This is a genomic window from Thermomonas fusca (genome assembly GCF_005862345.1).
Lineage (GTDB): Bacteria > Pseudomonadota > Gammaproteobacteria > Xanthomonadales > Xanthomonadaceae > Thermomonas > Thermomonas fusca.
The window spans coordinates 1-20,214 of the sequence record NZ_SROY01000005.1; the positions used below are offsets into that span (position 1 = coordinate 1).

21 protein-coding genes and 4 tRNA genes are annotated in these 20,214 nt (G+C 69.0%); 9 read left to right on the forward strand and 16 right to left on the reverse strand.

Annotation, left to right across the window (positions count from 1 at the left end; genetic code table 11):
• Window positions 1–129: 129 nt before the first annotated feature.
• From E5S66_RS10810 to E5S66_RS10860, 11 genes are all read right to left on the reverse strand, one after another.
• Window positions 130–205, reverse strand: a tRNA-Thr gene (locus tag E5S66_RS10810).
• A gap of 32 nt (window positions 206–237) precedes the next feature.
• Window positions 238–311, reverse strand: a tRNA-Gly gene (locus E5S66_RS10815).
• 60 nt (window positions 312–371) lie between these two features.
• Window positions 372–457 (reverse strand) — tRNA-Tyr (locus E5S66_RS10820).
• A gap of 147 nt (window positions 458–604) precedes the next feature.
• Complete coding sequence (gene ychF / locus E5S66_RS10825; RefSeq protein ID WP_028840388.1) at window positions 605–1,696, reverse strand: redox-regulated ATPase YchF; 1,092 nt, start codon at window positions 1,694–1,696, stop codon at window positions 605–607.
• A gap of 73 nt (window positions 1,697–1,769) precedes the next feature.
• Window positions 1,770–2,351 (reverse strand): aminoacyl-tRNA hydrolase, encoded by a 582-nt coding sequence (pth, locus tag E5S66_RS10830; RefSeq protein WP_138349221.1) that lies wholly within the window; start codon window positions 2,349–2,351, stop codon window positions 1,770–1,772.
• Window positions 2,352–2,413: 62 nt separating this feature from the next.
• Complete coding sequence (locus E5S66_RS10835) at window positions 2,414–3,067, reverse strand: 50S ribosomal protein L25/general stress protein Ctc (protein WP_138349222.1); 654 nt, start codon at window positions 3,065–3,067, stop codon at window positions 2,414–2,416.
• Between the two features lie 110 nt (window positions 3,068–3,177).
• Window positions 3,178–4,137: a ribose-phosphate diphosphokinase gene (locus E5S66_RS10840; RefSeq protein WP_028840385.1), complete on the reverse strand. Its 960-nt coding sequence runs from the start codon at window positions 4,135–4,137 to the stop codon at window positions 3,178–3,180.
• Between the two features lie 47 nt (window positions 4,138–4,184).
• Window positions 4,185–4,260: transfer RNA gene (locus tag E5S66_RS10845), tRNA-Gln, on the reverse strand.
• Window positions 4,259–5,146: a 4-(cytidine 5'-diphospho)-2-C-methyl-D-erythritol kinase gene (ispE, locus tag E5S66_RS10850; RefSeq protein WP_138349223.1), complete on the reverse strand. Its 888-nt coding sequence runs from the start codon at window positions 5,144–5,146 to the stop codon at window positions 4,259–4,261. Before ispE ends, E5S66_RS10845 begins: the two co-directional genes overlap by 2 nt.
• Window positions 5,143–5,775: a lipoprotein insertase outer membrane protein LolB gene (gene lolB / locus E5S66_RS10855; protein ID WP_138349224.1), complete on the reverse strand. Its 633-nt coding sequence runs from the start codon at window positions 5,773–5,775 to the stop codon at window positions 5,143–5,145. The genes ispE and lolB overlap by 4 nt, the downstream gene beginning before the upstream one ends.
• On the reverse strand, window positions 5,772–7,460 hold the full coding sequence (locus E5S66_RS10860) for a tetratricopeptide repeat protein (RefSeq protein ID WP_138349225.1): 1,689 nt from the start codon (window positions 7,458–7,460) through the stop codon (window positions 5,772–5,774). The genes lolB and E5S66_RS10860 overlap by 4 nt, the downstream gene beginning before the upstream one ends.
• Window positions 7,461–7,551: 91 nt before the next feature.
• On the opposite strand from E5S66_RS10860, the gene hemA reads away from it, so the two are divergent.
• The 5 genes from hemA to ppk2 all read left to right on the forward strand — a co-directional run bounded on the left by hemA (window position 7,552) and on the right by ppk2 (window position 11,621).
• Window positions 7,552–8,799, forward strand: a complete 1,248-nt coding sequence (gene hemA, locus E5S66_RS10865) for a glutamyl-tRNA reductase (RefSeq protein ID WP_138349226.1) — start codon at window positions 7,552–7,554, stop codon at window positions 8,797–8,799.
• Window positions 8,796–9,884, forward strand: a complete 1,089-nt coding sequence (gene prfA, locus E5S66_RS10870; protein WP_138349227.1) for a peptide chain release factor 1 — start codon at window positions 8,796–8,798, stop codon at window positions 9,882–9,884. Before hemA ends, prfA begins: the two co-directional genes overlap by 4 nt.
• A gap of 64 nt (window positions 9,885–9,948) precedes the next feature.
• Window positions 9,949–10,392: a GNAT family N-acetyltransferase gene (locus tag E5S66_RS10875; RefSeq protein ID WP_138349228.1), complete on the forward strand. Its 444-nt coding sequence runs from the start codon at window positions 9,949–9,951 to the stop codon at window positions 10,390–10,392.
• A gap of 123 nt (window positions 10,393–10,515) precedes the next feature.
• Complete coding sequence (locus tag E5S66_RS10880; protein ID WP_028840378.1) at window positions 10,516–10,845, forward strand: helix-turn-helix domain-containing protein; 330 nt, start codon at window positions 10,516–10,518, stop codon at window positions 10,843–10,845.
• The gene (gene ppk2 / locus E5S66_RS10885) at window positions 10,845–11,621 is read left to right on the forward strand and encodes a polyphosphate kinase 2 (protein ID WP_138349229.1); all 777 of its coding nucleotides are present in this window, start codon (window positions 10,845–10,847) and stop codon (window positions 11,619–11,621) included. Before E5S66_RS10880 ends, ppk2 begins: the two co-directional genes overlap by 1 nt.
• A 6-nt stretch (window positions 11,622–11,627) precedes the next feature.
• On the opposite strand, the gene E5S66_RS10890 is transcribed toward ppk2, so the two are convergent.
• From E5S66_RS10890 to E5S66_RS10900, 3 genes are read right to left on the reverse strand one after another with little or no spacing between them, the layout of a single operon-like run.
• The gene (locus tag E5S66_RS10890) at window positions 11,628–11,900 is read right to left on the reverse strand and encodes an acylphosphatase (RefSeq protein WP_138349230.1); all 273 of its coding nucleotides are present in this window, start codon (window positions 11,898–11,900) and stop codon (window positions 11,628–11,630) included.
• Between the two features lies 1 nt (window position 11,901).
• Entirely contained in the window at window positions 11,902–12,474 is a 573-nt protein-coding gene (locus E5S66_RS10895) for a TlpA family protein disulfide reductase (protein WP_138349231.1), read from the reverse strand.
• A gap of 5 nt (window positions 12,475–12,479) precedes the next feature.
• Complete coding sequence (locus E5S66_RS10900; protein ID WP_028840376.1) at window positions 12,480–13,751, reverse strand: YihY family inner membrane protein; 1,272 nt, start codon at window positions 13,749–13,751, stop codon at window positions 12,480–12,482.
• Window positions 13,752–13,825: 74 nt separating this feature from the next.
• Between E5S66_RS10900 and wrbA the strand changes: the two genes are divergently transcribed.
• From wrbA to E5S66_RS10920, 4 genes are read left to right on the forward strand one after another with little or no spacing between them, the layout of a single operon-like run.
• Window positions 13,826–14,419 carry an NAD(P)H:quinone oxidoreductase gene (wrbA, locus tag E5S66_RS10905; protein WP_138349232.1) on the forward strand — a complete coding sequence of 198 codons (594 nt, stop codon included), beginning with the start codon at window positions 13,826–13,828 and terminating at the stop codon, window positions 14,417–14,419.
• Window positions 14,416–14,754, forward strand: coding sequence for a DUF2069 domain-containing protein (locus tag E5S66_RS10910; RefSeq protein ID WP_138349233.1), 339 nt, complete (start codon window positions 14,416–14,418; stop codon window positions 14,752–14,754). Before wrbA ends, E5S66_RS10910 begins: the two co-directional genes overlap by 4 nt.
• Window positions 14,751–16,328, forward strand: coding sequence for a tetratricopeptide repeat-containing sulfotransferase family protein (locus E5S66_RS10915; protein WP_138349234.1), 1,578 nt, complete (start codon window positions 14,751–14,753; stop codon window positions 16,326–16,328). The genes E5S66_RS10910 and E5S66_RS10915 overlap by 4 nt, the downstream gene beginning before the upstream one ends.
• 37 nt (window positions 16,329–16,365) lie before the next feature.
• Window positions 16,366–16,854 carry an asparaginase domain-containing protein gene (locus E5S66_RS10920; RefSeq protein WP_138349235.1) on the forward strand — a complete coding sequence of 163 codons (489 nt, stop codon included), beginning with the start codon at window positions 16,366–16,368 and terminating at the stop codon, window positions 16,852–16,854.
• A gap of 115 nt (window positions 16,855–16,969) precedes the next feature.
• Here the strand turns inward: E5S66_RS10920 and E5S66_RS10925 are convergent, their stop codons facing one another.
• Entirely contained in the window at window positions 16,970–18,973 is a 2,004-nt protein-coding gene (locus E5S66_RS10925) for a M4 family metallopeptidase (RefSeq protein WP_425472222.1), read from the reverse strand.
• A gap of 629 nt (window positions 18,974–19,602) precedes the next feature.
• On the reverse strand, window positions 19,603–20,154 hold the full coding sequence (sufT, locus tag E5S66_RS10930) for a putative Fe-S cluster assembly protein SufT (protein WP_028840370.1): 552 nt from the start codon (window positions 20,152–20,154) through the stop codon (window positions 19,603–19,605).
• Window positions 20,155–20,214: the final 60 nt, after the last annotated feature.

A 20,214-nucleotide genomic window follows, 5' to 3' on the forward strand; every position in this document is an offset into this window, starting at 1 on the left:
GTCTTGCCGTGGTCGACGTGACCGATCGTGCCCACGTTCACGTGGGGCTTGGTGCGCTCGAACTTACCCTTTGCCATGGCTGCGTCTCGCTGGAATTTGCCTGCCGGAACAGGCGTGGGATTGCGAATATGGTGCTCACGAAAGGAATCGAACCTTCGACCTCCTCCTTACCAAGGAGGTGCTCTACCGACTGAGCTACGTGAGCAGATTTTGCAGCAGGACATTGTAATGCAATGGTGGAGCGGGAGACGGGAATCGAACCCGCGCTAGTAGCTTGGAAGGCTACAGTTCTACCATTGAACTACTCCCGCGCCGGGAGCCCTGCCTTGTTGCACCGCCGGCTGGTAAGGCCAGCGGATGACACATGGAACTGGTGGAGGGAGGTGGATTCGAACCACCGAAGGCGTAAGCCAGCAGATTTACAGTCTGCCCCCGTTGGCCGCTTGGGTATCCCTCCGTTCTTTCCTCGTTGAAAGACGGTCAAGCCCCTCAAAGAGCCCGTTATTCTGGCCGTCGCTTTCGATTGTGTCAACGGCTTTCTGCAAAAAAACCCCATCCCGTTCCAACGCCCGCTGCGGCGACCGGAACCGCCCCACCGACAGGCTCAGACGTTGAAGCGGAAGTGCAGCACGTCGCCTTCCTGCACCCGGTATTCCTTGCCTTCCAGGCGCAGCCGACCGGCGTCGCGGGCGCCGGCTTCACCGCGGTATTTGATGAAGTCATCAAAGCCGATGGTTTCGGCGCGGATGAAGCCCTTCTCGAAGTCGGTATGGATCACGGCTGCCGCCTGCGGCGCGGTGGAGCCCGCCTTGACCGTCCATGCACGGACTTCCTTCACCCCCGCGGTGAAGTAGGTCTGCAGGCCGAGCAGCTTGTAGGCGGCGCGGATCACCCGGTTGAGACCAGGCTCCTCGAGGCCGAGATCCTTCAGGAACTCGTCGCGATCGGCATCTTCGAGCTGACTGAGCTCTTCCTCGATGGCGGCCGACACCGGCACCACTTCGGCGCCTTCGCCCGCGGCACGCGCGCGCACGGCGTCCAGGTGCGGATTGCCCTCGAAGCCGTCTTCGAGCACGTTGGCCACGTACATCACCGGCTTGAGGGTGATCAGGAACAGGTCGCGCACCGCGGCCTTGTCGTCGTCGGAGAGGCCCAGCGAACGCGCCGACCTGCCCTCGTTCAGGGCGGCGCTGATCCGCCCGAGCACATCGGCACGCGCCTTGGCATCCTTGTCGCCGGTCTTGGCCGAACGCTCGGCCTTGTTCAGCGCCTTGTCGACCGACTCGAGGTCGGCCAGCGCCAGTTCGGTGTCGATGGTGTCGATGTCGGCAAGCGGATCGACCCGGTTGTTGACGTGGATGACGTCGTCGTTCTCGAAGCAGCGCACCACGTGGGTGATCGCATCGACTTCGCGGATGTGCGCCAGGAACTTGTTGCCCAGGCCCTCGCCGCTGGCGGCACCGGCCACCAGGCCGGCGATGTCGACGAACTCCACCGCGGTCGGTATGACCTTCTGCGGATTGATGATTTCGGCCAGCGCGCCCAGCCGCGGATCCGGCACCGGCACCACGCCCACGTTCGGCTCGATGGTGCAGAACGGGAAGTTGGCGGCGGCGATGCCGGCCTTGGTCAGCGCGTTGAACAGGGTGGACTTGCCGACGTTCGGCAGTCCGACGATGCCGCATTTGATGCCCATGGGGGATCCGTGGTTCGGGATTCGTGATTGCCGATTCGACGCCATGGTCGAATCGACAATCACCAATCGCCAATCACGGCGCGGGCGTGTGCAGCCGGGTCATCGCATCCATGAAATTGCCATGCACCGCCAGCGGCAGCACCTCGGCGGCATTGCCGATCGCGCGCAGGATCGATGCCTCGTCGGCCGCGCCGGCCCGCCCCAGCACCCAAGGCGTCACCTTGTCCTTGTGGCCGGGATGACCGATGCCGATGCGCAAGCGGTGGAACTTGCCGTGGCCGAGCAGGCGGATGGTGTCGCGCAGGCCGTTCTGGCCGCCGTGGCCGCCGTCGAACTTGAGCCGCGCCACGCCCGGCGGCAGGTCAAGCTCGTCGTGCACGACCAGCATTTCCTCGGGTTCGATCTTCCAGTAGCGCAGCGCCGCGGTGATCGACTTGCCGCTGGCATTCATGAAGGTGGCGGGACGCAACAGCCACACCGGCTCACCGGCCACCACGATCCTGGCGGTCTCGCCGAACAGCTTGCTTTCCAGCCCGAAACGCACGCCGTCGGCCTGCGCCAGCGCGTCAATAAACCAGAACCCGGCGTTGTGCCGGGTTCGGGCGTGTTCGGCACCGGGATTGCCCAGCCCGACGATGAGGCGAAGACCAGCCATCGGAACGACTCCGTTTCCGCGACGTCATCCCCGCAGGCGCGGGGACGACGCGCAGGACAGGATTACTTGTCGTCCTTCTTGGCGGCCTTGGTCGCCGGCACTTCGGCGGTTTCCGGCGCAGCGATTTCTTCCGCCTCTTCCTTGCCGTGCTTGGCGACCACGACGGCGACGTCGTGTTCCTTGCCCAGCTTCAGCGCCGGGATTTCCACGCCGGCCGGCAGCTTCAGGTCGGACAGATGGACCACCTGGCCGATCTCCAGCGCGGACAGATCGACGTCGATCGCTTCCGGCAGGTCCTTCGGCAGGCAGCTGACTTCGACTTCGGTCAGCTCGTGCATGACGACCACGCCGCTGGTCTTGCCGGCAACGGACTTCTCCTGGTCCAGGAAACGCAGCTGCACCTTGGTGCGCAGGGTCTGGCTGGCGTCCACGCGCTGGAAGTCCAGGTGCATGATCAGCTGCTTGTACGGATGGCGCTGCATGTCGCGCAGGAGCACCTGCTCGACCTTGCCGTCGACGTCCAGGTTCAGGATCGACGAGTAGAACCACTCGTGGTGGCTGGCCAGCCAGATCGTCTCATGCTCGATCTGGATGGCCTGCGGGGCGGCGCTGCCGCCGTAAACGATGGCCGGCAGCTGGGCGGCACGACGCAGGCGGCGGCTCGCACCCTTACCTTCGACGTTGCGGCCGGTAGCCTTGATGGTGTGTTCGGACATGGCAATGACTCACTTCTGTTGCGATTGAACCGCCTCGCGGCGATGGAAACACTCACCCGCGACCAGGTGAGTGGGGTGCGTCGCCGGCGGGCCGGCGGCGCGGATGGGCGTCAGTCTACGTACAGCGAGCTGACCGACTCGCCGAACGCCATCCGGCGGATGGTTTCGGCCAGAAGCTCAGCCACGCTGAGCTGGCGGATCTTGCTGCAGGCGCGCGCCGCCGGCGACAGCGCGATGGTGTCGGTCACCACCAGCTCGTCGAGCGAGGACTTGTTGAGGTTGTCCATGGCGGCGCCGGACAGCACCGGATGCACGCAGTAAGCGACCACCTTGCGGGCGCCGCGCTCCTTGAGCGCATTGGCGGCGGCGCACAGGGTGCCGGCGGTATCGACGATGTCGTCCACCAGTACGCAGGTCTTGCCCTCGACGTCGCCGATGATGTTCATCACCGTGGCGACATTGGCGCGCGGGCGGCGCTTGTCGATGATGGCCAGCTCGGCATCGTCCAGGCGCTTGGCGATGGCGCGTGCGCGCACCACGCCGCCGACGTCTGGCGACACCACGATCACGCCCTCGGTGCCGTGCACGCGCCAGATGTCGGCCAACAGCAGCGGCGAGGCGTAGACGTTGTCCACCGGGCAATCGAAGAAACCCTGGATCTGGTCGGCATGCAGGTCGATCGTGAGCACGCGATCGGTATTCACCGCGCTGAACATCTTGGCCGCCACCTTGGCGGTGATCGGCACGCGCGAGGAGCGCGGGCGGCGATCCTGGCGGGCGTAGCCGAAGTACGGCAGCACCGCGGTGACGCTGGCCGCCGACGCGCGCTTGAGCGCGTCGATCAGCACCAGCAGCTCCATGAAGTTCTCGGCGCTCGGCGCGTTGGTCGGCTGGATGACGTAGACCTCCTGCCGGCGCACGCTTTCCTCGATCTCCACCTGCACTTCGCCGTCGGAGAAACGGCTGACCAGGGCCTTGCCCGGGCGCACGCCCAGTTCGCGGCAGACCGCGTCGGCCAGCGGCTTGTTGGCATTGCCCGAGAAAACCAGCAAGTTGGGGTTGTCTTGCATTTTGGTGGCCGCGTTGGGGGAGGCGATGGGCGCGCGATTGCGCGGGTTGGCAGGGGCGGAAGGATTCGAACCTACGAGTGCCGGGATCAAAACCCGGTGCCTTAACCACTTGGCGACGCCCCTAGAGATGCTGCTCCACTGCATCCAGCAGCGGCGACCGTTCCGCGCCGCGCGCCAGCCAGGCGGACGTGCCCGATGAGAGCAGGCCCGCCGGCAGCGCCGCCAGCGCCGTTTCGGCGGAACCGCGATCCGCGAACTCCACGAAACAGCCGCTGCCCGAGCCCGTCAGACGCGGCGTGCCGACGCGCGCAAGCGCCTCGAACACAGCCTCGACAGCCGGTTCGCGGCAACGCAGCACCGGCTCGAACGCATTGCCGAGCACAGCTCCGGAAAGGAAGCCCGCTATTGTCACGGGTGGCGCATCGCGCGTCAAATCAGGGGCTTGGAACAATGCCGCGGTGGCGGCATGCACGCCGGGCGAGGCCAGCAGGTACCAGGCCGGCGGCAGCCGGATCGGCTCCAGACGTTCGCCGATACCTTCCGCCCAGGCGTTGCGGCCGCGCACGAATACCGGCACGTCCGCGCCCAGCGCCTGCCCGAGTTCGGCCAGCCGGGCTTCGCCCAGGCCCAGACCCCACAGGCAGTTCAAGCCGACCAGCACGCTGGCCGCATCCGACGAGCCGCCGCCGAACCCACCCCCCATCGGAATGCGCTTTTCGATTCCGATATCAGCACCTTGCAGGCACTTACACGCATTTTTAAGCAGAATGGCGGCACGCACCATCAGGTCGTCCACCTCCGTGACGCCGCTGGCGCCCCCACCGATGCGGGCGATCACGCCGTCGGCGCGTGGGCGCAGGTGGACCGTATCGCCCCAGTCCAGCAGCCGGAACACGGTCTGCAGCTGGTGGTAGCCGTCGGCGCGCCGGCCGGTGATGTGCAGGAACAGGTTGAGCTTGGCTGGCGCTGGCCAGGCGCTCCAGCCATCGGCCGTGGTGAAGCCGGTCATTCCGCCGCCCACTGGTCGATAACCAGCCGCACGCGATCCTCGCCCCGGCGAGCCTCGACCTTCCCCGGCAGCGGCAGACCGCCGACATCGGCATTCCAGCCGTCGTATTCCACCGTCCAGCCACCCTGCTCGATCCGCCGCGGCAGCAGGTCAAGCCCGTAGGCGATCCGCGCCGGGCCAAGCCCTGCCCCGGCGGCGGCCGCGCCGCGCACCCAGCAGCCAAGCGCAGCCACCGGGATGTCCCAGCCGGTGGCCTCGCGCAACAGTCGCGCGGGATCGGAATCGCGCAGCGGCGTTTCGGCCACGCCCTGCAGCACGGCGCCACCACCATCGACCTCCAGCACCCAGCTCTGCCGCGTCACCGGCGCCGACAGCTGCAGGCGCTGCGCGCCCGCCGCCTGCGTCCATTCGATCCGGCCGCTGCCGCCCTGCCTGCCATTGGACAGCGCCACTCTGCCGACCAGCGACCAGGCGGGTGCGGCGCAGTCACCGCCGGCCAACCCCAGTGCATCCGTGCGCACGCGCTGGGCGGCGTCGCCGGCAAGCGCATCGCCGCTCGCCACTGGCCGCGGCAGCGTCGCGCAGCCTGCCAGCGCCAGCGCCAGCAGCGCGCCCGCCGCTGGCCTCATGCCCCGGTCTCCTGCAGCGCGCGCTGCAGCGAACGGTTGTCCGGATCGAGACGGCGCGCATCGTCGAAATACTTGCGCGCCTCCTCCTTGCGGCCCAGCACCCACAGCACCTGGCCGAGGTGGCTGGCGATGTCGGGGTCCTGCTGCAGCGCGTAGGCGTGGCGCAGGTGGTCCAGCGCGGCGCGGGCCTTGCCCAACCGGAACAACACCCAGCCATAGCTGTCGATGATGGCGGCGTTGCCCGGCTCGGCCACGCGCGCGCGGTCGATCAGTTCCAGCGCCTCGCGATAGCGGTCGGTGCGATCGGCGAGGGTATAGCCCAGCGCGTTGAGCGCGGCGACGTTGTCCGGGTCGATCACCAGCAGGCGGCGCAGGTCCGCTTCGGCCTTGCCGATCTGGTCCAGCCGCTCCCACATCAGGCCGCGGGCGTAGAGCAGCGCCGGGTCGTCCGGGAACGCCGCCAGGCCGCGCGCGTAGGCCTCCTGCTCACCGTTGGCGTCCTTGGCCTTCTGGCGCAGCTCCGCCTCCAGCAGGTAACCGTCGCGACGGTCGTCGTCGGTAAGCTCGGGGTCGGCCTGCAGCGCGCGCAGGGCCTCGAATGCCTGCCCGGGCCGGCCCATCGCGTGCAACACGTTGGCGGCACGCAAGCGGGCGGCGCCCTGCATCCGTTCGCCCGGCACCTTGGCATACCAAGTCAGCGCCTCATCGTGGCGCTCCAGCAGTTCCGCCAGCTGGCCCAGCAGCAGCCGCCGCATCGGATTGGGCGTGGTCGCGCCGCGCTTGAGCTCCTCGTACAGCGCGGTCAGGCCGGCCTTGTCGCCGGCCTTGTCCAGCAGCGCCGCACGGCGGGCGTACATGGCTTCATCCTGCGCACCCAGCGCCAGCACCTGCGCGGCCTTGCCGGGATCGCCCAGCGCATCGTATTCGCCGGCCAGCGCCCAGCGCAGGGTCGGCGGCAGCTGCGCCGGCTCGCCCAGCGCAGCCAACGCGGCGCGGGCCTCTTCCAGCTTGCCGCCTTCACGCAGCAGCTGCGCCCGCAGCAGGGCCACGCGCGGCTCGCCGGGGAAGCGCGCCACCACCTGCTGGACGATGCGATCCACCAGCTTCGGCTGCTCCAGCCGCTGCGCCAGCCCGCCGAAACCCAGCCAGGCCTGCAGCTGGTGCGGCAGGGCGTCGCGGGCCACGATCTCCTCCAGCATCGCCACCACCAGCGCCTGCTGGCGCCCGACCGCGCCGACCAGCGCGGTCAGCGCCGGACGCCAGCCATCGGGCTCGGCCAGCAGCGCGCGCAGTTCGCGCCGCGCCGCGCGCTTGTCGCCAGCGCGCAGGGCCAGGCTGGCGGCCACCATCCGCGCCTCCAGGCTTGGCTGCGGCGCCAGCGCCTGCCAGGTGTCGTACGCCTCACGCGCCAGCGCATCCTCATCGGCCAGCAGGGCGATGCGGGTGGCCCGCTCGGCCAGCACCGGGTCCTGCGCGGCGCGCGCGGCATCCAGATAGTGTCGTGCCGCCTCCGGCAGCAGCCCGCCCTGCAGCGCGAATTCGCCGGCCAGGCTGGCTTCCAGCGGATCCACCCGCGTCTGCGCTGCAACCGGATTGCCGGCTACCGCCGCGGTGCAGGCCAGCAGCGCGGCCAGCAGCGCAACCAGTGGGAACGGGCGCGAACCGGAGCGTTGCGGATTGGGCATGGCAAGGGCCGGTACAATTGGCGGTCGGGCCCGCAGCTTAGCGCAGGCAACTGAACGAATTCGTCGCGCACCACAGCCATCGCCACGCCCCATGAGCCTGTACGTCCTCGGCATCAACCACCAGACCGCGCCGGTTTCCCTGCGCGAAACGGTGGCGTTCGGCCCGGATACGCTGCGGCAGGCGTTGGCGTCGCTGCGCGCACAGGCCGGCGTGCAGGAAGCGGTGCTGCTGTCGACCTGCAACCGCACCGAGCTGTACGCCCGCAGCGACAACGGCCCCGACGCGCTGGCCAACTGGCTGGCCGGCCAGCAGCGCGCCGGAGACGCCCTGCACGCCTACCTGTACCGGCACGACGAAGCCGATGCGGTGCGCCATCTGTTCCGGGTCGCGACCGGGCTGGATTCGCTGGTATTGGGCGAGCCGCAGATCCTCGGCCAGGTCAAGCAGGCCTGGAACGATGCGCGCGATGCCGGCAGCCTCGGCGGCCCGCTCGACCGCGCGTTCCAGCAGGCCTTCGCCACCGCCAAGCGCGCGCGCACCGAAACCACCATCGGGCGCAACCCGGTCAGCGTGGCCTCCACCGCGGTGCGGCTGGCGCAGGAATCGTTCGCCCGGCTGGACGAATCGGACGTGCTGCTGATCGGCGCCGGCGAGACCATCGAACTGGCCGCCCGCCACCTGGTGGCCGGCAAGGTGCGCCGGCTGCTGATCGCCAACCGCACGCTCGCCCATGCGCAGGACCTGGCCCGGCGCCACGGCGGCTTCGCCCTGCCGCTGGAGGAACTGGACCGGCATCTGGCCGAAGCCGACATCGTCATTTCCGCCACTGCCGCGCGCCAGCCGATCCTCCAGCGCGCGCAGGTAGAGCAGGCGCTGCGCTCGCGCAGGCACCGGCCGATGCTGCTGCTGGACCTGGCGGTGCCGCGCGACATCGCCGAGGACGTCGCCAGCCTGCGCGACGTCTTCCTGTACACGGTCGACGACCTGGAGCGGGCGATCGAGGACAACCGTGCTGCCCGGCGCAATGCCGCCGAGCAGGCCGAGGCGATCATCGAGGTGCACGCTTCACGCTTCATCTCCGCGCTCGGCCAGGGCGATGCGGCGGCCCCGCTGCGCCGTCTGCGCGAGCACGGCCAGGCGGTGCAGGCGCAGGCGCTGGCCAAGGCGCGCGCGCAGCTTGCAGCCGGCCGCGATCCGGCGGAGGTGCTGGACCTGCTGGCGCACACCCTGACCAACAAGCTGCTGCACGCGCCCAGCGCCGCGCTGCGCGAGGACGCCGCGCTCGGCGAGGCGGCGATCCGCCTGTTCACCGCCGGCAAGGGCGACGCCGACGCATGACCCCCGCCCTGCGCCGCAAGCTGGAAGCGCTGCTGGAGCGACGCGAGGAAGTGGAGCGCCTGCTCGCCGATCCGTCCGTGGCCGCCGACCAGGCGCGCTTCCGCGCGCTGTCGCGCGAATTCGCCAGCCTGCAGCCGGTGGCCGATGCGCTGGCCGCGGAGGCGCAGGCGCGCGAAGATCTTTCCGCGGCGCAGGCGATGCGCGACGACCCGGAACTGCGCGAGCTGGCGGACGACGAGATCGCCGCTGCAACCGCCCGGCTTGCCCAGCTGGAAGGCGAACTGCTGGCCCAGCTGGTGCCGAAGGACGCACGCGACGACGGCGGCTTGTACCTGGAAGTGCGCGCCGGTGCCGGCGGTGACGAGGCCGCGATCTTCGCCGGCGACCTGTTCCGCATGTACGCGCGCTACGCGGAAACCCGCGGCTGGCGGGTCGAGGTGGAATCGGCCAACCCCGGCGAACACGGCGGCTACAAGGAAATCATCGCCCGCGTGGAAGGCAACGGTGCCTATGCGCAGCTGAAGTACGAATCCGGCACCCACCGCGTGCAGCGGGTGCCGGCCACCGAATCGCAGGGCCGCATCCATACCTCGGCGGCGACGGTGGCGATCATCGCGCTGGAGAACGGTGGCGATACCGAGATCGTCATCAATCCCGCCGACCTGAAGGTGGACACCTTCCGCAGCTCCGGCGCCGGCGGCCAGCACGTCAACAAGACCGAATCGGCGATCCGCATCACCCATGTGCCCACCGGCGTGGTGGTGGAGTCGCAGACCGAGCGCAGCCAGCACGCCAACCGCGACAAGGCGATGAAGCGCCTGCAGGCGATGCTGGTGGAGGCCGAGCTGGAAAAGCGCGCCGCCGCCACCGCCGCCGATCGCAAGCTGCAGGTGGGCAGCGGCGACCGCAGCCAGCGCATCCGCACCTACAGCTATCCGCAGGGCCGGATCACCGACCACCGCGTCGAAGGCCTGACCCTGTACGACCTGCCCAACATCCTCGAAGGCGACCTCGGCCCGCTGGTCCTTCGCCTGCAGCAGGAACAGCAGGCCGAAGCGCTGGCGCAGCTGGCGCGCGAGGCGTGAGGCACTGGCGACGGCCAGCACACCGGATGCCCGCCGCCGCGGGCATAACAAACAAGGGATTCCCATGACGATTTCGATTTCCCGCGCCGGCCCCGCCGACCTCGATGCGCTGGCCGCGCTGTTCGACGCCTACCGCCAGTTCTACGGCCAGCCGTCCGATGTTGCGGCCGCCCGCGACTGGCTGCGCAGCCGCCTGCGGGTGGGCGAATCGATGGTGCTGGTGGCGCGCCGCGGCGCCGACATGGTCGGCTTCGTGCAGCTCTACCCGATGTTCTCCTCGGTCCGGCTGGCCCGCACCTGGATCCTCAACGACCTCTACGTACTGCCGACGAACCGCCGCGGCGGCGTGGCCCGCGCACTGATGGATGCCGCCGCAGACTTCGCCCGCGCCGACGGCGCCGCCGGGATTTCGCTGGAGACCGCGCGTGACAACGCCGCGGCGCGGGCGCTGTACCGAGCGGCCGGTTGGCACGAGGACGCCACGCAGTGGTATTCGCTGGCGCTTTGAGCCGCATCGCAGGCTGATTCCGCAGCACGTCCACGCGGCCGGCACGACTGACCGCGGCGCGCCCACGCGGCCCGGCGGCAACCGCTCTACACTCGTCGCCTACCTGCCCGCAAAGGAACGACGATGTCGATCGACGCCACCCTGCGATTGCTCAGCAAGGCCCGCGGCCTGTCCGTGGCGGATATCGCCACCGCCATCCCCAGGGCCGGGATCGGTACCGTCAATGCCTGGCTGAAGGGCGAGAAGCTGCCCGGGCGCGACCAGGTCGACGCCCTCGCCCGCGCCTTTGGCGTGCCGGCCAGCGCGCTGCTGTCGGAACTCGCCAGCTCCCTGGATCCCGCCCGTACCAAGGGCGAACACGAGCTGCTGGCCGCCTACCGCAGCCTGGGCACCCGCCAGCAGGGCGCCCTGCTGGAGGTGGCGCGCAGCATGAAGCCGAAGGTGGCGCGCTGATGAGCCGGCTCACGCGCAAGGAATACGAAACCCTGCTGGAGCCGATGCAGGTGGAACTGGCGAATGCCGCGCGCTGGCTGCAGCACACCGGCAGGCGGCTGGTGGTGCTGTTCGAGGGCCGCGACACCGCCGGCAAGGGCGGTGCCATCAATGCCATCCACGAACACCTCAATCCGCGCCAGTGCCGGGTGGTGGCACTGCCGAAGCCGACCGAACGCGAAGCCGGCCAGTGGTATTTCCAGCGCTACATCGCGCAGCTGCCCGCGGGCGGCGAGATCGTCCTGTTCGACCGCAGCTGGTACAACCGCGCCGGGGTCGAGAAGGTGATGGGCTTCGCCAGCGACACACAGGTAACGGCGTTCCTGCGCGCCACCCCGCAGTTCGAGCGGCAGCTGGTCGACGACGGCATCCTGCTGTTCAAATACTGGCTGTGCTGCGACCAGGACAAGCAGGAAAAGCGCTTCGCGGAACGCCTGGACAACCCGCTCAAGGGCTGGAAGCTCTCGCCCATCGACCTGGAGGCGCGCACCCGCTACCGCGCCTATACCGACGCGCGCGAAGCGATGCTCAAGGCCACCCACAGCGAACATGCGCCGTGGACGCTGGTGGATTTCAACGACCAGAAACTGGGCCGGCTCAGCCTGATCCGCGACCTGTTGGACCGCCTGCCCGACACCCGCATCGATGCGCCCGACATCGCCTTCCCGCAGCTGACCGGCAGGCTGGCGAAGGAGCGCTATCGCGTACTCAAGCCGATTCCCGGCTTCAAGCCCTGAGCCGGCTCAGCCGGTCGTGAACCCCGCGCCGGCAACGGCAGCAGCGTTCGCATCGAAACGCGCCACCTCGTCCACCCGCGCCAGTGGCGGGCCGCGCTGCAGCCAGCGTTGCAGCGCGTCGATCGCCGCATCGTCGCCAGTCGCCAGCACTTCCACGCTGCCGTCGGCGAGGTTGCGCGCATGCCCGGACAACCCCAGCCGCAGCGCCTCGTCGCGGGTGGACGCGCGGAAGCACACGCCCTGCACCCGGCCGCGAACGAGGAAGCGGGCGACGGCCATCTCAGCCAGCCGGTGCGGCGGCGGCCGGCTTCGGCCCGCCGAACCCGGCGATGTCCTCTTCCAGCATGCGCGCGGTCACCGGCCCGGTGTACTTGCGCAGCATCCTGCCGTCCGGGCCGATCAGCCAGGTCGTGGGCAGGCCGCGCGGCGCGCCGAAATCCTTCGGCGGCTCGTACACGTCGATGCGCGCGATCGGATACGCCACCGGGCGCTTGGCCAGAAACGCGCGCAGCTCGTCCTCGCTGGTGTCCTCGTAGGCCAACCCGATCACCGCGATGTGCTGGCGCATCGCCGCCAGCGCCGACAGCTCCGGCATCTCCTTGATGCACGGCCCGCACCAGGTGGCCCAGTAATTGACGATCACCCACTTGCCACGCTGGCCGGCGAGGTCGTAATCCGCGCCGTCAAGGGTGGTGACGCGCAGCGACGGGTGCTCCACCTGCGGCGGCTGCACCGCGGCGGAAGCGGGCTTGGGCTTGGCCGCGGGCGCGGTCGCCTGCGGCGCGGGGGCTGGCCCGCGCGAGCAGGCCGCGAGCAGGCCCGACAGCAGCAGGGCGACGAAACGAAAGTGCATGCGATTCATTCTTCCTGGATCCCGGCATAGACACTGGAAACGGGTTGCCGCAACGGCTGCTGCAGGGGGGTGCGCAGCAGCGCGATGGTTTCGCGCACGGCCACGCCCAGCGCATCGTCCGGCTGCGGCACCGGCACATCGACCGCGGGGATCCGCAGTTGCGCGGCCTCGTACAGTTCGTCCAGGCGCACGTCGTCGAGGTCGCGCGCCAGCAGCCACTGCCCGCTCTCGGCCCGCTGCAGCACGTTGATGCTGGCCATCCGCCCCAGCAGCGACTGCACCATGCTGTCGGTCAGGCTGGGCTCCATCGCCTCGATCTGTTCGCTGGTCAGGCCATTGCCGCTGGCACGCGCGTGCTGGAAGCGGCCGAGCATGCGCAGCAGCCCGTACAGCTCGTGCCCGTGCGGCAACCGCAGCGCCTGCGGCTGGTAGCGGAACGCCGACATCGACGAGGCGAACGAGGCGCCGAACAGGATCGACACCCAGCTCAGGAAGATCCACAGCATCAGGATCGGCACCAGCGCCACCGCGCCGTAGATCTTCTGGTAGGAATCGAAGCTGCCGAGGTACAGGCCCAACCCCGCCTTGACGCATTCGAACAGCGCCATCGACAGCAGCCCGCCGGCCAGCGCATGCCGCCACGCGACGGTGCGGTGCGGCACCACCTTGAACACCGCGGCGAACGCCAGCAGCTCGATTCCCATCGGCGCCAGCCGCAGCATCAGCGCCTCCAGCCAGCGCCCGGCCAGGGTTTCGAAGATCGCCAGCGCGAAGAAGCGGGTGGACAGCGCCAGGCTGGCCGCGGCCACCAGCGTGCCCAGGGTCAGCACCGTCCAGTACACAAGGAAGCGGCCGAACTTCGGCCGCGCGGTGGGCACCCGCCAGATCCGGTTGAAGATCGCCTCCACGCTGCTCAGCGTCACCATCAGCGACACGATCAGCGCCAGCGCGCCGGCGGTGGTCAGCGACTTGGTGTTGGATGAGAAATCGGTGAGGTAGCCGGACACCGCCTGCGCGGCCCGCGGCACGAAGTTGGCGAAGATGTAGCCGCTGAGGCGCGCGCTCCAGGCATCGAACACCGGGAACGCCGACAGTACGCCGAACGCCACCATCGACAGGGGCACCAATGCGAACGCGGTGGTGTAGGACAGCGCGCCGGCCGCTTCGAACAGGCGGTCGTCGAGGAAGCGCCGCAGCACGAAGCGGCCGAAGCTGCCGGCCCGGGCCGGGTCGCGCAAGCGTTCGCTCCAGCGGTAGATCGAATCCAGCGGTTCCATCCGGCAAGCGTAACCGATGCCATGAATCCGCCGCTTGCACTATGCTGCCGCGTCCCTACGCACGATTGGCGCGCATGCCCGAGATCCTGGTCCTGTACTACAGCCGCGGCGGCTCGGTGGCGCGGCTGGCCCGGCAGATCGCCCGTGGCATCGAGGAAGTCGACGGCATGCAGGCACGCCTGCGCACCCTGCCGCCGGTGGCGCCGGTGACGCAGACCGCGCAGCCGCCGGAACCGGAAGACGGTGCGCCCTACGTCGAAAAGCGCGACCTGGCCGAATGCGCCGGTCTGCTGCTGGGCAGCCCCACCCGCTTCGGCAACATGGCGGCGCCGGTCAAGCATTTCCTCGACACCCTCGGCGCGGAATGGGCCAGCGGCACGCTGGTCGGCAAGCCGGCGGCCGCGTTCACGTCCACCGCGACCATGCATGGCGGCCAGGAATCGACCCTTCTGACCATGCTGGTACCGCTGCTGCACCATGGCTGCGTGGTCGCCGGCATTCCGTTCACGGAAGCTGCGCTCAACACCACCCGCAGCGGCGGTACGCCCTATGGCGCCAGCCACGTCGCCGGCATCGACGACGACCCGCAGCTCAGCGACGACGAAACCGTGCTGGCGCGCGCGCTGGGCCGGCGCATCGCCCAGCTTGCGCAGCGGCTGCAGGCATGAACGCGCCGCGCTATCTGGCCGTCGCGCTGGGCGCACTCGCGGCGTTGTTCGTCGGCTGGTCGGCAACCCGCGCCGAGGCACTGCCTGGGCTGCTGGTATTCGCGCTGCCGCCCGCCCTGCTGGCGATCACTGCCCTGCGCGGCTGGCATCGCGCCGGCTTCACCGCCGCGTTGCTGGCCCTGCTGTGGTTCAGCCACGGCGTGATGCTGGCCTGGGCGGAACCCGCGCAGCGGCTGTTCGCACTGGCGGAAGCCGCGCTGGCGCTGCTCATCGTCCACGCTGCCTGCCTGCCCGGCATGCGCGCCCGCCGCGAGCGACGCCAACCCCCGGAATGAACGCCGATCCGCGCATGGCCGGGCTCGACCCGGAGGTTGTCGCGATGGTGCAAGCCGGCGCCCGCGCGCTGCGCGACCACGATACCGCGCGTGCGGAATCGCTCTTGGTGCAGGCCTGCCGACAGGCGCCCGCGCATCCGGAGCCGCTGCGTTATCTCGCGATACTGCAGTTGCATACGCGCCGCGCGCCGCAGGCCGTCGACACGCTGCAGCGTGCGCTGGCACGGACGCCGGGCGACGCGCTGCTGCATTCGGACCTCGGCAGCGCGCGCGCGGCCTGCGGCCACGCCGATGCCGCGCTGGACAGCTGGCGGCGCGCCTGCGAACTCGACCCCGCGCAGCCGACGCCATGGTTCAACCTCGGCCGCAATCTGCAGCAGCGCGGCGATACCGATGCCGCCATCACCGCGCTGGAGCGCGCCACCGCGCTGGCGCCCGCCCTGCTGCCCGCGCGGGTGCTTCTGGGCGACGCGCTGGCGCACGCCGGCCGCTTCGAAGAATCCGCGGCTCGCTACCGCGAGGCGCTGCGCCTGCATCCGGCCTGCGGCGATGCCTGGCGCGGGCTGTCCAACATCAAGACCGTGCCGCTGGATGAGGCCGATGCCGCCCTGCTGCGCGCGCAGCTGCAGCGTCGCGACCTCTCCAGCGCAGACCGGGTGGCGATGGGCCACGCGCTCGGCAAGCTGGAAGAGGACCACGGCCGCTACGACGCTGCCTACGTCGCATTCCAAGCCGCCAACGGGCTGCAGAAGCAGCTGACGCCGTGGCGCGCGCAGGCGTTCGAACGCTACGTCGAAGACGCGCTGGCGGCAACCGCCAGCCTGCCGCCGCCACTTGATCCTGCGCTGGGGCAGGAGGTGATCTTCATCGTCGGGCTGCCGCGCTCCGGCTCCACCCTATTCGAACAGATCCTGGCAGCGCACCCGCTGGTGGAAGGCGCGGGCGAACTGCCGGACCTCGGCATCGTGCTGCAGCAGGAATCGCTGCGCCGCGGCCGGGCCTATCCGCAGTGGGTGGCCGAGGCCAGCGCGACCGACTGGGACCGGCTGGGCCGCGACTACCTCGCGCGCACCGCGCGCTGGCGCAGCCGGCACCCGCGCTTCACCGACAAGCATCCGGACAACTGGAAGCATGCCGGCGTGCTGCGCGCGATGCTGCCGGGCGCGACGGTGATCGAAACCCGGCGCGAACCATTGGAAACCGCGTGGTCCTGCTACAAGCAGCAGTTCTACGCACAACCGCATTTCGCCAACGACCTGGCCGACATCGCCTGCTACCTGCGCGGCTGCGAGCAGGCGATGGCAACCTGGCGCGCGCGCGACCCGGCGCGCCTTTTCCTGCATCGTTACGAATCGCTGCTGGAAGACCCGGAGCCGGCCATCCGGGGGCTGCTGCGCGATTGCGGGCTCGCTTTCGATGCGGCTTGTCTGGCGCCGCATCGCGCCACCCGCAGCGTGCGCACGGCCAGCGCCGCGCAAGTGCGTCAGCCGCTGCGCGCCGGCACCGCCCGGGCCATCGCCTATGGCAGCCTGCTCGAGCCGCTGGCATCGCTGCTGGGATCGCTGCTGTTCTAGCCGGGCATGCCGCCCGCTGGGGTTTTACAATGGGCGCATGGACAACCTGCTCATCGTCACCACCGGCGGCACCATCGACAAGATCTACTTCGACGACAAGTCGGACTACCAGATCGGCGAGCCGCAGATCGGCATGATCCTGCGCGAGCTGGGGGTGACCTTCCAGTTCAACGTGATCCCGATCCTGCGCAAGGATTCGCTGCACATCAGCGACGACGACCGCGAACTGATCCGCGCCACCATCGCCGCCCAGCCCACCCGCCACGTGCTGGTGACCCACGGCACCGATTCGATGGTGGCCACCGGCAAGGTGCTGCAGAGCATCCCCGGCAAGACCATCGTGTTGACCGGCGCGCTCAGCCCGGCGCGTTTCCGCGGCTCCGACGCCGAGTTCAACATCGGCTGCGCGATCGGCGCGGTGCAGTCGCTGCCCGAAGGCGTGTACATCGCCATGAACGGGCATATCTGGAGCCCGGACAAGGTGCGCAAGAACGTGGCCGCCAACCGCTTCGAAGCAGCCAACTGACCCGGTCAGGCGCGCCACCACCGCCCTGCAAGAAAAAACCCCGGCCGAAGCCGGGGTTTTTCTTTTCACAGCTCCTGCGAAGCTGCGCCGCGGCGCGACGCAGCCCTGCGCGGGCTCAGTTGGTGCTGCCGGTCAGGGTGACCCCGGAGAACGTCGAGTACGCACGCACCTTGATGTAGTAGGTGGTGGCGCTGCTCGGCGTCAGCGTGCAGGTCTCGCTGTTGCCGGTCTTGTACGGACGGCAGGTGTAGCTGCTGGTGGTCGGCTCGGCGCCGGCACGGACGTACAGGTCGGCGTCACCGGTGCCGCCGGCGATCTTGATGGTCGCCGTCTTGCCGGCCGCCACCGCCATCGTGTAGGTCGAGGACCAATTGCCGGTGGATACCGTCGGCAGGCTCACCGAGGTATCACCACCGCCGCCACCGCCACCGGTGCTGTAATCACCAAGCAGGCTGACGCCGGAGAACGCCGAGTAGGCCTTCATGCGGACGTAGTAGGTACCCGCCGAAGGCGCGGCGATGGTGCAGCTCTCCGCATTGCCGGACTTGTACGGACGGCAGTCGTAGGAACTGTCGGTCGGCTTGCTGCCGAACTTCACGTACATGTCGGCATCGCCGGTGCCACCGGACATGGTGAACACCAGGTTGCTGGCGCCCGAGGGCACCTGCAGGGTGTAGACCACTTCGCTGCCGGTGCTGGCCGACAGCCCGCTGACCGTCACGCCCTTGGTCAGGGTGCCACCGGTGCTGCCGCCACCGCCGCCGCCCGAGCAGGACACGCCCACCGCGGTGAAGGCGGAGGTCACGTCGGCCTTGGTGTAGCCAAGGTCGGTGGCCGCGGTCTCGACGCCGCAGGCGCCCTGGTTGAAGGTGCTGCTGGCGGTCCAGTAGTCACGGTTGGCGCGCGCGAAGACCTGGAAGGCCTTCTGCGTGTTCCAGCCGGTCTTCTTGGCCAGGGTGCAGAACGCCTTGTTGTAGACGCCCGAGCTGTGGTGCACGTCCATGCTGCTGGTGAAGTTGGCGGCGTTGTCGATGGAGCTGCCGTCCTGGGTCGGGTTGCACATGTAGCGCAGCGCGCCGCTGCCCTTGAAGATGTCGGCGCCCACCAGCCAGTCGTTGCTGCCGCGATCGAAGTACTCGGCCGCTTCACCCGCCATGTCGGAGAAGGCTTCGTTCATGCCGCCGGACATGCCCGAGTAGGTCAGGTTGGACTGCTGTTCGGTGAAACCGTGCGAGACCTCGTGGCTGGACACGTCCAGGCTGACCAGCGGGTAGAAGGTGCTGGCGCCATCGCCGAAGGTCATGGCGGTGCCGTCCCAGAACGCGTTCTCGTAGTTGGTCTTGTAGTGGACCTTCATGACCAGCTGGAACGTCAGCGGCGCCATGCCCAGGTAGGCCTGGTACATGTCGAAGATCACCCCGCCGAAGTGGTGGGCATCGTTCAGCGGCGAGTAGGCGCCGTTGATCGACTTCACCGTGTTGCGCGGGCAGGTGTACGAGAACGCCGTGGAGCCGGTGGTGCCGCCATTGAGGTTGACGGTCTTCACGTTGGTGTTGCTCATGGTGCAGGTGCTGCCGCTCTGCGCCACATCGAGGTAACCGTAGTTGGTGCCGTATTCGTACTGGCCGGTCTTCTGGTTGCCGCCGGGGCCGGTGCCCACCAGCGCGTGCTGCAGGTTCTCCCAGCGCTTGATGACCTTGCCGGTGATGGCATCGAGGATGATCATCGGGCGAGTCGGCGCGGCCGCCGCGGAGTCGGCGACGAAGGTCACCGCATAGGCCAGATGGCCGTGGCCGGCGTCGTCGACGAAGACCACCAGGTCCGTCTGTTCGTCGCGGGTGAGCATGGCGGCGATGCCGTTGCCCAGCGCGAGGCGCTTGGCGGCGACCAGCGCGGAGGCCTTGCCGAACTTCGGCGTGGTCGAGGCGATGTCGGCCTCCAGGCCGGACACCAGGTTGCCGAACATGGTGCGCACGTTGCCGTTGCGGTCTTCGCTGACCACCACGCCCTGACCGAGCACGGGGATGCCGCGCCAGGCCTGGTCATAACGGTAGTTGCGCACGCCGCGGTCGGCGCGGGTGGCGCGCATCAGCAGGGTGCTGCTGGCGTCGGTGCGCATGAACTGCGCGTGGCGGCGGTTCGCCATCGGGGCGATGCCCTGGGTGGCGGTGAGCGCCTGGTACTGCTGGCGCAGCTGGTTGACGTTGCGCTGGTGCAGGTCGGCCCGCTGTGCCGCGTTGGCGCCGGAAGCGGCAAGCGCGAACAGGATGGCGGTACCGAGCAGGTTGGTAGTGCGGAAACGGTTCACTGGCGTTTTATCCCTGGGGTTGTTGGTTGGGTGGCCGCGATCGCGGCGACGGACGAACAACTTCACAGCCCACCTGCGCGCCCCCGGCGTGAACCGCCATGTAGTTGCGACACGGGTGTCGCCACGGAACCTGAACGGCTACGAAGCGATCGCCGACGGTCAGACTCGACCACAAGGCGCGGCAAAGAAGGATGGGTAATGGGGATATAACCAGAAATTGTGTGCCGCCAGAAAGCAAGCAGCATCAAGGTTTCAGTTGTTACGATAATCCTGCTGCGATGCAGCATCCGGCGCCATCGCGGGTGTGCGACGGGGGTTTTTGCGGCACCGCATCACATTTCTGCGCTGCCGTAGTGCGTCACATTGCGACGCTTCCCGGCTAGTCCGATAGTCACAGCCCCGCATCCGGCGCGACCGCGCCGGCCTGCGCGGTGCCGGGCTCAGAACATCCCGGTTTCGAGCCTGGCCACGTCCGACATCAGGGTCTGGTTCCACGGCGGGTCGAATACCAGCTCGATGTCGGTGGCCACCACGGTCGGGATCTTCTCCAGCTTGCTGCGCACGTCATCCACGAGGATGTCGCCCATGCCGCAACCGGGCGCGGTCAACGTCATCCGCACCCTGACCCCGCGGTCGCCCCCCTCCGGCTGGTACAGCTCAGCCAGGTACACCAGCCCCAGGTCCACGATGTTGACCGGGATTTCCGGGTCGAAGCAGGTCCGCAGCTGGTCCCACACCACCCGCTCGACATCGGCATCGGTGGCGCCCTCCGGCAGTTCCAGCGGTTCGGCCGGCTGTTTGCCGATGGCATCGCCATCTTCGCCGGCGATGCGCATCAGGTTGCCTTCCACGAACACCGTCCAGCTGCCGCCCAGCGCCTGGGTGATGTAGCCCACGGTGCCGGCAGGCAGGGTGACCTCGTCGCCCTGCGGGACTAGGACGGCGGCGCAATCGCGCTCGAAACGGACGGGTTCGCTGCTACGGGAATACATGGCGGGAGATAAGGTCGGATCGAATCCGTACCATTCTAGTCCCAATCGAATTGCCCGTCT